At 63.0% G+C, this 11,637-nt stretch carries 11 protein-coding genes; 5 read left to right on the forward strand and 6 right to left on the reverse strand.

The features are described 5' to 3' along the window. The first annotated feature begins 220 nt into the window (after positions 1–220). Positions 221–805, forward strand: a complete 585-nt coding sequence (pyrE, locus tag AC1DVM_RS20375) for an orotate phosphoribosyltransferase (protein ID WP_477257481.1) — start codon at positions 221–223, stop codon at positions 803–805. Between the two features lie 244 nt (positions 806–1,049). Further along, positions 1,050–1,715: a LabA-like NYN domain-containing protein gene (locus tag AC1DVM_RS20380; RefSeq protein WP_477257483.1), complete on the forward strand. Its 666-nt coding sequence runs from the start codon at positions 1,050–1,052 to the stop codon at positions 1,713–1,715. A gap of 57 nt (positions 1,716–1,772) precedes the next feature. On the opposite strand, the gene smpB is transcribed toward AC1DVM_RS20380, so the two are convergent. Both smpB and dapA read right to left on the reverse strand, forming a co-directional pair. Continuing rightward, positions 1,773–2,255, reverse strand: a complete 483-nt coding sequence (gene smpB / locus AC1DVM_RS20385; RefSeq protein ID WP_477257485.1) for an SsrA-binding protein SmpB — start codon at positions 2,253–2,255, stop codon at positions 1,773–1,775. Positions 2,256–2,259: 4 nt separating this feature from the next. Then, positions 2,260–3,144, reverse strand: coding sequence for a 4-hydroxy-tetrahydrodipicolinate synthase (gene dapA / locus AC1DVM_RS20390; RefSeq protein ID WP_477257487.1), 885 nt, complete (start codon positions 3,142–3,144; stop codon positions 2,260–2,262). A 176-nt stretch (positions 3,145–3,320) separates the two neighbouring features. On the opposite strand from dapA, the gene AC1DVM_RS20395 reads away from it, so the two are divergent. Both AC1DVM_RS20395 and AC1DVM_RS20400 read left to right on the forward strand, forming a co-directional pair. Then, positions 3,321–5,432, forward strand: coding sequence for a lytic transglycosylase domain-containing protein (locus AC1DVM_RS20395; RefSeq protein ID WP_477257489.1), 2,112 nt, complete (start codon positions 3,321–3,323; stop codon positions 5,430–5,432). Positions 5,433–5,459: 27 nt separating this feature from the next. Then, positions 5,460–6,356: an alpha/beta fold hydrolase gene (locus AC1DVM_RS20400; RefSeq protein ID WP_477257491.1), complete on the forward strand. Its 897-nt coding sequence runs from the start codon at positions 5,460–5,462 to the stop codon at positions 6,354–6,356. Positions 6,357–6,579: 223 nt separating this feature from the next. Here the strand turns inward: AC1DVM_RS20400 and AC1DVM_RS20405 are convergent, their stop codons facing one another. The 4 genes from AC1DVM_RS20405 to AC1DVM_RS20420 all read right to left on the reverse strand — a co-directional run bounded on the left by AC1DVM_RS20405 (position 6,580) and on the right by AC1DVM_RS20420 (position 10,774). Beyond that, on the reverse strand, positions 6,580–7,947 hold the full coding sequence (locus AC1DVM_RS20405) for a porin (RefSeq protein ID WP_477257493.1): 1,368 nt from the start codon (positions 7,945–7,947) through the stop codon (positions 6,580–6,582). A 495-nt stretch (positions 7,948–8,442) separates the two neighbouring features. After that, positions 8,443–9,558 (reverse strand): 4-hydroxyphenylpyruvate dioxygenase, encoded by a 1,116-nt coding sequence (gene hppD / locus AC1DVM_RS20410; RefSeq protein ID WP_477257495.1) that lies wholly within the window; start codon positions 9,556–9,558, stop codon positions 8,443–8,445. 89 nt (positions 9,559–9,647) lie between these two features. Beyond that, on the reverse strand, positions 9,648–10,280 hold the full coding sequence (maiA, locus tag AC1DVM_RS20415) for a maleylacetoacetate isomerase (protein ID WP_477257497.1): 633 nt from the start codon (positions 10,278–10,280) through the stop codon (positions 9,648–9,650). 2 nt (positions 10,281–10,282) lie between these two features. Further along, complete coding sequence (locus AC1DVM_RS20420; RefSeq protein ID WP_477257499.1) at positions 10,283–10,774, reverse strand: MarR family winged helix-turn-helix transcriptional regulator; 492 nt, start codon at positions 10,772–10,774, stop codon at positions 10,283–10,285. 101 nt (positions 10,775–10,875) lie between these two features. On the opposite strand from AC1DVM_RS20420, the gene AC1DVM_RS20425 reads away from it, so the two are divergent. Further along, positions 10,876–11,637: homogentisate 1,2-dioxygenase (locus tag AC1DVM_RS20425; protein ID WP_477257501.1), on the forward strand; the 762-nt coding region annotated here is incomplete at its 3' end.

The following is an 11,637-nucleotide window of genomic DNA, read 5'->3' on the forward strand; positions in this document are numbered from 1 at the left end:
GCCTGCAATGGCACCCGGAGGCCTTCGCCAGCACGGACAATCCCGGAAACCGGATTTTCAAGGCCTTCGTGGAGGAAGCCGGGCGACGGGCGTAATCGCATCCCGTCGCCTCGGAACCGCCTCGTCCCGGCAAGGCCGCAGGCCCCCCTCGGTTTCTCCCTTTTGGCTTGCGTCACGTGGGGTCGCCTGCCAAACAGCCCCCATCCAGGAGAATCCGCCCATGACCCCGAACGACGTGCTCGACGAATTCCGCTCCGCAGGCGCCCTGCTGGAAGGGCATTTCGTGCTGTCGTCGGGGCTGCATTCGCCGGTCTTTCTGCAGAAGATGTTCATCTTCCAGGATCCGGCCCGAACGGAGCGCGTCTGTCGCGCGCTCGCGGAGAAAATCCGCGAGGCCTACGGGCAGGTGGACTACGTGGTGTCGCCGGCGATCGGCGGCATCGTCCCCGGCTATGAGACCGCGCGGCAGCTTGGCTGCAAGGCGATTTTCGTCGAGCGCGAGAACGGGGAATTCGTCCTGCGCCGGGGCTTTACGATTCCAGAGGGCGCGCGTGTCGTGATGGTTGAGGATATCGTCACCACAGGATTGTCGTCCCGGGAATGTCTCGCAGCCCTGCGTCAGCATCCGGGCCAACTCCTCGGCGCCGCTTGCCTGATCGACCGCTCGGGCGGCAAGGCCCAACTCGGAGCGCCTCTGGTGTCCTTACTGCAACTCGATATTCCGGCATATCCCGCGGACCAATTGCCGCCCGATCTCGCCGCCATTCCCGCCACGAAGCCAGGAAGTCGGAACATTACAACGTAGAACTCTAAAATCACGATTACGTTTAAATTCTGTTCCGAGCCTGCCACATTCTTGACACGTTACGACCACGCGTCTTTACTCGCGGGGTTGTCACTTTTTACTCGTCTATTGGGAAATTGAGCAGCCTGTTTTCAGGTACGTCGCAAACTGATCGCGCCTAAGTATTTCAAGCGTAGATAATTTCGATGCCGATGTGCAGTTGCGGTTGTTTTCATGACCCAGCAGATTAAATCAGAGAATATTTATGGCTAGCCAGCAACGGATCGCGCTTTTTATTGATGGCGCTAATCTTTACGCTACGACAAAAACGCTCGGCTTCGATATCGATTACAAGCGTCTCCTGAAAGAATTTCAAAGCCGCGGGACACTTTTGCGGGCGTTTTATTATACTGCGCTCGTCGAGGATCAGGAATATTCCTCGATTCGTCCTCTGATCGACTGGCTTGACTATAACGGCTACCGGGTGGTGACGAAGCCCACCAAGGAATTCGTCGATTCCGCCGGCCGTCGCAAGGTCAAGGGCAATATGGATATCGAGCTGGCGATCGATGCGCTCGAACTCGCGCCTTACGTAGACCAGATGGTGATCTTCTCCGGCGACGGCGATTTCCGCTCGCTGGTGGAGGCGCTGCAGCGCCGGGGCGTCCATGTCTCCGTCGCCTCGACCGTGACGACCCAGCCCCCCATGGTGGCGGATGAGCTGCGGCGTCAGGCGGACGAGTTCATCGAGCTTGCCCACATGGCCTCGAAGATCGGCCGCGACCCGGCGGATCGGCCCGCCCGCGCCGCGATCGACGGAGCCGATCGGCCCGACCACCGCACTGACCGGGTGCGTCCCACCATTCCGAGCCCAGGTCTAGAGCGCCGCTACGGCATCCGCCAGACGCAAGGCGACGACGTCGACGTGTGACGGTCAGGACAGATCGTCCGCCGCGATCGGAGACTAGCCTAGCGGGCTGACTGGCCTTTAGCCTTTGTCGCGCAGCAACCGGGATTTTTCCCGGTTCCATGTGCGCTCCTTGTCGGCCTCGCGCTTGTCGTGGAGTTTCTTGCCGCGTCCCAGGCCGAGCTCGATCTTGGCCCGCCCGCGTTCGTTGAAATAGATCTTGAGCGGCACCACCGTCATGCCGTCGCGCTGCGTTGCGCCGATCAGGCGGTTGATTTGCCGCTTGTGCAGCAACAGGCGACGCGGGCGCTTCGTCTCATGGTTGAAGCGGTTCGCCTGCAGATATTCAGGGATATAGGCGTTGAACAGGACGAAGTCGGAGCCCGAAGGCCCCGCATGGGCGTCACCGATGGTCGCCTTTCCCTGACGCAGGGACTTCACCTCCGTGCCGGTCAGCGCGATGCCCGCCTCGAAGGTGTCGACGATCTCGTAATTGAACCGCGCCTTGCGGTTGTCGGCCACCACCTTGTTGGGGCGAGCGGCCTTGCTGGTGTCTTTTGCCATGGCTCTACGCGTTGACCAGGCCGGCATGGACCATGGCGGATCGGACAATCTTCTTGGTCGGCTCCGAGACAGGCAGAAGCGGCAGCCGAACGTCTTCCTGCATGAGACCGAGGACCGTCGCGGCATATTTGACCGGCGACGGGTTGGTCTCGACGAACAGCGAATCGTGGAGCGGCATGAGGCGGTCCTGCACCTTCAAGGCAGCCGCGTAATCGCCCTTGAGGCAGGCATTCTGCATCTCCGCGCACAGGCGCGGCGCCACATTGGCGGTCACCGAAATACAGCCATGGCCGCCATGCGCCATGAAGCCGAGAGCCGTCGCGTCCTCGCCGGAGAGCTGGATGAAATCCGGCCCCATGGCGTGCCGCTGCTGGCTGACGCGGGCGAGGTTCGCGGTCGCATCCTTCACGCCCACGATGTTCTTCAGCTCATAGAGGCGGGCCATCGTATCCACCGACATGTCGATCACCGAGCGGCCGGGGATGTTGTAGATGATGATCGGGATGCCGATCGCATCGTTGATGGCCTTGAAGTGGGCGTACATGCCGTCCTGGGTCGGCTTGTTGTAATAGGGGGTGACGATCAGGACCGCGTCGGCCCCCACCCGCTCGGCATGCTGGGAGAACCCGATAGCCTCGGCGGTGCTGTTCGAGCCGGCGCCGGCGATGACCGGGACCCGGCCCTTGACCTCGTCGACCGTGATCTCGACGACCCGCTCATGTTCCTTATGGCTCAGGGTCGGGCTTTCGCCCGTGGTCCCGACCGGCACGACCCCGTGGCTGCCATTCTCGATCTGCCAGTTGATGAATTTGCGAAAGCCCGCTTCGTCGACAGCTCCGTCTTTAAATGGGGTCACGAGCGCCGTGATGGAGCCTGCGAATGGGGGCATTGAAAAACCTCGTGAAATAGGACGCGGGGACTCGTGCCGACGTCAGCGGTAACACATAGGGGCTGCGGCGCATCGGCGCAAACAAACCCTCGGGAGGTTGTCCTAACCCCACGGTTAGTGTTTCTTCAAGGTAATCATCGTCACATGCACTCAACCAGTGACGAATTGGGGATCTGATGAAGCTCGGAATACGCCTCCTGGCGGGCCTCCTGGCCTCCGCCGCGGTCCTTCCGGCCGCGCTCCCGCCGGCTCTGGCCGGCCCAAGCATGACGCTGCCGCCGCCACGGCCCGATTTCGCGAGTCTTGCCAATGACCTCGCGGACGGTCCCGGCGCCGCCATCCTCCCCTCACCGGCCGGCAACGATGTCGAATCCCTGCCGCTGATCTTCAAGGCCTATCGCGGCGGCGACTGGACCGAGGCGCTGATCCTCAAAAGCAAGCTCTCCGACCCCGCGGCCGTCGCCCTGACGGAATGGTTCGCCATCCGCGCCGCCATTCCCGTTGGCTGGGGCCGGCTTACCGCCTTCATTCGCGATTACCCGGATTGGCCGGCAACGACCCTGCTGCGCAGGCGGATGGAAGAGGCGCTGCTCGCCGAGCGCCGGCCGGCCGACGAAGTCCGGGCTTTCTTTGCCAACCAGGCCCCCCTCACCGGCTCCGGCCGCATCGCCCTCGCCTTCGCGCTGAAAGCTGAGGGACTCGACACGCAGGCGAATGAGCAGATCCGCCAGGTCTGGCGCGAGGATACTTTCGCCGATGGCCTGGAGAATCGCATCCTCGAGCGCTTTCCCGGCGTGTTGAAGGAGGCGGATCACCGCTTCCGGATGGAGCGCTATCTCCTGAAGGAGAACTGGTCCGGGGCCACGCGGGCCGCGGGCTTTGCGGGCCGGGAATACGCGACCCTCGTCAGGGCGCGGATGGGCCTCTACCGCGGCAAGAAAGCGGCCGAGAAAGCCTTCGCAGAAGTGCCCGCCTCTCTCCGGAAGGACGCCTCCTACATTTTCTCGCGCGCGCTCGACCTGCGCCGCAACAAGCAATATGTCGAGGCCGCGAAGGTCTTGTCGGAAGCGCCCCGGGACGCCGAGTCCCTCGTCGATGGGGACGAATGGTGGGCCGAGCGTCGCCTGATCACCCGCGAGCTTTTGGACAGGAACGATCCGAAAGCCGCCTACGAGGTGGCGAGCCGGCACGGCGCCGAGTCACCCGCGCAGCAGATCGAGGCGGAATTCCATTCCGGCTGGATCGCGCTGCGTTTCCTGAACGATCCCGCATCCGCATCGCGCCATTTCGCCACCATCGCCCAAACCGGTTCCACCCCGATTTCGAAATCGCGGGTCGCCTATTGGCAGGGTCGGGCGGCAGAGGCCGGCGGGCAGCATGAGGAAGCCGAGAAATTCTTCGCGCTCGCCGCCGAGACGCCCACGACCTTCTACGGCCAGCTCGCGACCTCCAAGTTGGCGCAGCCGGTGGCCTTGCGGCAGGTGGAGCCGCTGCCGGCGACCGAACGCGCTGCCTTCCAGGCTCGCATGCCGGTCCGCGCCCTGAAACTTCTGGAGCAGACCGCCGAGCCCGAGTTGCTGCTTGGGCTTTACAACGACCTGGCGCAGACCCTCGACAACCCGGGCGAACTCGATGCGCTCGCCTCCTTGGCGGCCGGGCAGCAGAACCCGCGGGCGGTTCTGCTCGTCGGCAAGGTCKCGTCGCAGCGGGGTTTCCCCCTCGACCTTCACGCCTATCCCCTCGCCGCCATCCCCGATTTCTTCCCCGTGGGAGACGAGGTGGAGCCCGCGATGGTCTATGCGATCGCCCGTCAGGAAAGCGCCTTCAACCCCCGCGCGGTATCGACCGCCGGAGCGCGTGGCCTGATGCAGCTCATGCCTGCCACGGCGAAGCGAACGGCCCAGCGTTTCGGGGTGGGTTTCGACCTGAACCGGCTGCTGGAGGACCCCGCCTACAACGCGAAGCTCGGTTCCGCCCATCTGGGTGAACTCATGGAGGACTGGAAGGGCTCGCACATTCTGGCTTTTGCTTCCTACAATGCCGGCGGCGGGAACGTAAAAAAGTGGATCAACGCCTATGGCGACCCCCGCCAGCCGGGCATCGATCTGGTGGATTGGATCGAGCGCATCCCCTTCTACGAGACCCGCAACTACGTGCAACGGGTGATGGAAAACCTGACGGTCTACCGGGAGCGGCTGACGCATGTGGTCGAACCGGTGAGGGAGCCTGCCACCGGCTCCGGTGGCCCAACCTTGGGGGCCACCGCCGACGCGATCCCGGGCGAGTAACGACTCTTCACAAGACAGGATTCCTCCATGAGAGACGGCTTTCGGGATCTCTTCGTATCCAGTGCCGATGGCCTGCGCCTCTATACCCGCGATTACGGGCCAGATTTGTCCTCCGCCATCCCGATAATATGCCTGCCGGGCCTCTCGCGCACGTCTGAGGATTTTCACGAGCTTGCCACGGTCCTCAGCGAGGACGAGCTTCATCCGCGCCGGGTTCTGTCCATGGATTATCGCGGGCGCGGGCGGTCCGAATGGGACAAGGACTGGCGGCATTACGACGTCCGGGTGGAAACCAACGACGTCCTGCAGGTCCTGATCGCCACCGGCGTGACCGAGGCCATTTTCGTTGGAACCTCGCGGGGCGGCCTGATCAGCATGGCGCTGGGCGCGATCAAGCCGAGCCTGATCAAGGGAGTCGTGCTCAACGACATCGGACCCGTGATCGAGGGAAAGGGCGTCGCGCGGATCAAGGGATATGTGGGCAAGTTGCCGCCCCCGAAGGATTTCGTCGAGGCCGGTGAGATCCTGAAGCAGATCTCGGAGGCACAATTCCCCAAATACACGGATTCCCAATGGCGCCGTCTTGCCGAAGGAACCTGGAGCGAAGACAAGGGTCGCCTTGTCCTGCGCTACGATCCGGCTTTGATGAAGATGCTGGATGCCATCGACCTTGGTATGCCCCTGCCGGATCTATGGCCGCTCTTCGAGGGACTTCGGGCTTTCCCCGTCCTGGCCATCCGTGGCGCGAATTCCGACATGCTGTCGGCGCAAACCCTGCGGATGATGGCGGAGGTCCATCCGGGGCTGAGGGCGCTGACCGCCCCCGACGAGGGCCACGCGCCCGCGATCGAAGGCAAGGTGGTGGGCGCGATTATCGAATTCATTCGAGATGTCGAGCACGCGGCGCGCTCGAAAGCGGCTTGATGTTGCGTCGGCGAAAAGACATTGGGCAACCTCGGTCTGAACCCGCCTGATTGACGCGCTCGAACCGCGGCATCGGCCCGGCCGTTCCCCGTTGCCATTCCCTTTGGGCAATCTCGACGCCTCGTCGCGGCAGACTTCGCACGCCCGAGACGTGAGAGAAAACACAAAAAGAAAACCCCGGTGTCGCCACCGGGGTTTCCTTTAACCAATCGGGTTGAGCCGATTAGAAGTCGCGCTGAACGCGGAGGCGACCTTCCCACGAGTCAGACGAGCTGACCGTGTTGACGAAGCCCGGGACGCCGATGCGACCACGCGGATCGACGTTGGCGTAGATGACTTCCACACCGAGGTCGAGGCCGCTGACCGGCTGCCAGAACACGTTGGCGCCGACGCGGTATTCGCTGAAGTCAGGCAGGCCGACGGTAGCGCCGTTAGCCGCGACGAACGAAGAACCGCCCGAGTAGTTGATGCGCATGTACGAACCGAAGAGGTTCGAACGGATCTGCGGGGTCCAGTAGTGACGCAGGCCACCGGCCAGTGACCAACCGCGGCCGCGCTTGATGTCGCCCGAGAGGGTGTTCACGTAAGCGTCGACGAGACCGACGTTGCCGCCGCCGAACTCGGTGCGGGGGCTGATGATGGTGCCCGAGTTGCCACCGTCGAGGTAGGCAAGAGCGCCGTCAGCGTAGGTCGCGGCGAACCACAGAGCATCGCCGGGAGCGAGCGACGGCAGGTTGATGCCGGCGGTTGCAGCGACGGCGAAGCCGTAATCCGTGTCAGGGAAGTCGGCGGTGCCGTTACCCCAGGTGAAGCCGGTTCCCGGCAGGTTGTTCGAGCGGATCTGGTGAACCGCGCCGGACAGCTGTGCCGTACCCCAAGTGCCGGCGTACTTCAGGTTGCCGACCACGTCCGGAGCGCGCTGACCGCCGTAAACGATGTTCGTAGCGAAGGGAGCGCCTCCGACGAAGTTGTTGTTGCGACGCTCGAGGCCGTCTTCGATCGAGATGCTGGCCGAGAAGCCATTGCCGAACGAGAAGGTGTAGGCCAACAGGTCGACGTCAGGCGCGTCGTCGAAACGCAGCGTGCCCATGTGACCCGTGGGGAGGTCGCCGTTCGAGAAGAACGAAGTCACGCGACCAGCGGTGAGACCACCGAACTGAACGAATGCCTGAGCGACGTTCGGGCTGGTGCCGATCACGCCGGTGTTGCCGAACGGCGAAGCCGACGAACGGGTGATCTCGAAGCGGACGACCGAGCGGAGCAGGCCGTAAGCCGTCGCCGTACGGGCGTCGAGCTGGATACGACCGCGAGCGCGGAAGCCGACTGAGTCGACTGCACGACCGCGAATGAGGTTGCCGCCAGCGAACTGACGGATCGGGGTGTTCCACAGGTAGTCGGCGCGAACACGGCCGCCAACGCGGAGGCAGGTTTCGGTGCCGGGGATGTAGAAGAAGCCTGCGCCGTAGGTGGAGCAAACGCGAACGTACTCAACGGGAGCAGCCTTCTTCGAGGGAAGATCTGCAGCCTGAGCGCCGGCAACGGCGGCGAGACCCGCGACCGTTCCGAGAAGAAGGCTCTTAACGAGCTTCATAGTTGACCTCCAAAGTTTCGAGACCCTGGGGGGCCCGGGTTAGCGCTTCAGGGAAGCGCGTCCCATTTCCCCTAGAAATTCGCGGAGCCACCCCTCATTGGGTGGAACCGTTTGACGACTGGGGTGCCCCCGCCGTTGAGGTCACATTACTGCGAGCCGCCCGCCGCGCAATCGAATGAAGGCGCAAAAGGGGCCGCCGAGGGGGCTTTTCAAAGGGCTGTTGCACATTCGCCACGCTTGGTGCAGCGATCTTTACGATCCGTTAAAGAACGCACTCTGATTTTAACGAAACCTTTACGTAGAAAGGGTTTCAAATGCGATCCCGACTATCATTGCGAGCAACCAACTCTTCGCTCGCCCTCACAAAACCCTGCAAACGGACAGGAAAGTCCTCCGGGCCGCTTTCCGGTCACCTGACGCCCAAAAAAGCAAAAATGAGGCCGGACAGCCTCCGGCCTCATGCGATTCGCGCTCGATTCGTCGAAAATTATCCGCTCAGGCCACCTTCGGCTTGAGGACGCCGCGACGAATCTGGTCCTCCTCGATGGATTCGAACAGCGCTTTGAAATTGCCTTCGCCGAACCCGTCATCGCCCTTGCGCTGAATATATTCGAAGAAGATCGGCCCGATGGCCGTCTTGCCGAAGCGCTGCAGCAGGACCTTGGTGAAGCCCCCTTCGACCACGCCCTCGCCGTCGATGAGAATGCCGTTCGCCCTCAGCCTCTCGATCGGCTCGGCGTGGCTCGGCAGGCGCTTGTCGATGCGCGAGTAGTAGATCTCGTTCGGCGCCGGCATGAATTCGACGCCGCGCGCGATGAGCTTCTCGATGGACTCGTAAAGGTCGGTGGAGCCGAGCGCCACGTGCTGGATCCCCTCCCCCCGGTATTCCTGAAGGTATTCCTCGATCTGGCCGCTTTCCCCCGCATCCTCGTTGATGGGAATACGGATCTTGCCGTCGGGGCTCGTCATGGCGCGGGAATGGAGACCCGACATCTTGCCGGCGATGTCGAAATAGCGGATCTGGCGGAAATTGAAGAGCCGCTCGTAGAAGCCGGCCCATTCGGTCAACCGGCCGCGCACGACGTTGTGGGTGAGGTGATCGAGATAATAAAGACCGACGCCCTCGGGCTTCGGGTCCGGCTCGCCGAGCCACTCGAAATCCACATCGTAGATCGAGCCCTTGGCGCCATAGCGATCGACGAGGTAGATCTGCAATCCGCCGATGCCCTCGATGGCGGGGATTTCGAGCTCGTTCGGGCCGGCCTGTGTGCGCACGGGCTTGGCCCCGAGCGAGAGAGCCCTCTCATAGGCGTGTTTCGCATCCACGACGCGAAACGCCATCGCGGGCGCCGAGGGGCCATGCTGTTTGGCGAATTGCTCCGCGAACGACCCCGGCTGCGCGTTCACGATGAAGTTGATGTCGCCCTGCCGGTAGAGCACGACATTCTTCGACCGATGCCTGGCCACCAGCGAAAAACCCATCGTTCGGAAAAGCCGGTCGAGGGCCTGCGGATCAGGATGGCAGAACTCGACGAATTCGAAGCCGTCCGTGCCCATCGGATTTTCGTCCGAGATGGCAGGCGGCGGCGCATCGTGCGGAAAGGGGCCCATGGCTTGTCTCCTTCTGGCATTCGGCAAAGAGGCCGAGGGTTGATTGCAAACTAAGCGCCGGGCGGGCGCGTTTCAGCCTTGCGATCGGGTCAAGTCTCGGCGGCGTCCGGCTGCCTCGCGGGCGCCGCCTTCTCGAAAGCAGGGAGCTTCGAACAAGCCACGTCGACACCCGAAATTTTGGGGTAGTCGGCGAGGGAAATATCGAAGCGACGGGCATTGAACACCTGCGGGACGAGATAGATGTCCGCGAGCGTCGGCCGCGGGCCGAAAGCGAAAGGCCCGGGCTCGATCATCGTCTCGATCGCGTCGAAGCCGGTTCTGATCCAGTGGCCATACCAGGCATCGCGCGCGGCCTGGTCCTGCCCCAGTTGGTTCTTGAGGTAAGAGAGCACGCCGGAATTGTTGAGGGGGTGGATGTCGCAGCCGATGAGGCTTGCCACCGCCCGCACCTTCGCGCGCTGCACCGCCCCGAGGGGCAGCAAGGGCGGATCGGGATAGGCCTCGTCGAGATATTCGAGGATCGCGGGCGACTGGGTCAGCACGGTGGCGCCGATGTCGAGGGCAGGCACCCGGTGCTGCGGATTGACCTCACCGTAGGCGGCGAGCCGTTGTTCTCCCTTCAGCAGGTTCACAGCCACGGATTCGTACGCCACCCCTTTAAGGTTGAGGGCGATCCTCACGCGATAGGCGGCCGAGGAGCGAAAGTAGGTGTAGAGCCTCATGGTCAGGCCTCCACGTCCGGCGCCATGATGCGCGCGTGTTCCGTCAGCTTGTCCATGAGACAAGAGAGAAGCGCCTGCTCCTCCCGGCTCAGGACAGACATGAGTTGCTGTTCGAATGCCAGCGCCTGCGGCGCCAGCGCCGCGTAGATGGCGCGTCCCTGCGGGGTGAGAGCGAGCAGTTCCTCGCGGCGATCCTGCTGGTTCGCCCGCCGCACCACGAGACCGCGCTCTTCGAGGATGGAGACCGCGCGCGAGATGGTCGATTTGTGCATGACACCGTGCGCCGCGATATCGCGGGCGGTGCGCACATCGTACTGACCGAGGGTCGCGACGACGCGCCAGGCGGGAATCGAAAGACCGAAACGCTCGGCGTAAATCTGCGCCAGCGCGTTCGAGCTGAGGCTCGCCAGAACGTTCAACCGATAGGGAAGAAAGCGTTCGAGGACGACAAGCGCCTCTAACTCATCCTTGCGGGCCACAGACCGGAATGCCATCGTCATAAAACCGTTGCTCGTGCAACCAATAAGCGATATTCGTTGCAGTGGCAACCATTTTCGCCTGCGCGTCGGGCGTCTGCATGCCGAGGGAGATGACGATGAACGTTCAGAGCGTCTCGGATTTTCAAGCGCGCGATCAGCGAGCCAGTGCCATCGTGCCGGGTTACATGTCGGGCTTCGGCAACAGTTTCGAAACGGAAGCGCTAGAAGGCGCGTTACCGATCGGACGGAATTCGCCTCAGAAGCTCAATTACGGGCTCTACGCCGAACAGCTTTCCGGCTCGCCCTTCACCGCGCCGCAGGCCACCAATCAGCGCTCCTGGCTCTATCGCATTCGTCCGAGCGTCAAGCATTCGGGCCGCTATGTGAAGGTCGACAAGGGCCTGATGCGGACCGCGCCGACGCGCGAGGACACGGACCTTCCGATCGGCCAGTTGCGCTGGGACCCAACGCCGTTCCCGGATGGCGACGTCACGTTTCTCGCAGGCCTGCGCACCATCACGACGGCGGGGGATTCCGACACGCAGGTGGGTATGGCGGCGCATGTGCTCGTGATCACGGCCTCCATGACGAATGCGTATTTCTTCAACGCCGATGGCGAATATCTCATCGTCGCCCAGGAGAACGCGCTTCGCTTCCGCACCGAGTTCGGCATCATCGATATCGAACCGGGCGAGATCTGCGTCATTCCGCGCGGCGTGATCTTTTGCGTCGAATTGATCAACGGCCCGGCGCGCGCCTTCGTGTGCGAGAATTACGGCGGCGCCTTCACCCTACCGGATCGTGGCCCCATCGGCGCCAATTGCCTTGCCAATGCACGCGACTTTCTCACTCCCGTCGCGGCCTACGAGGACAAGCAG

The organism is Microvirga sp. P4_A5 (genome assembly GCF_056402495.1).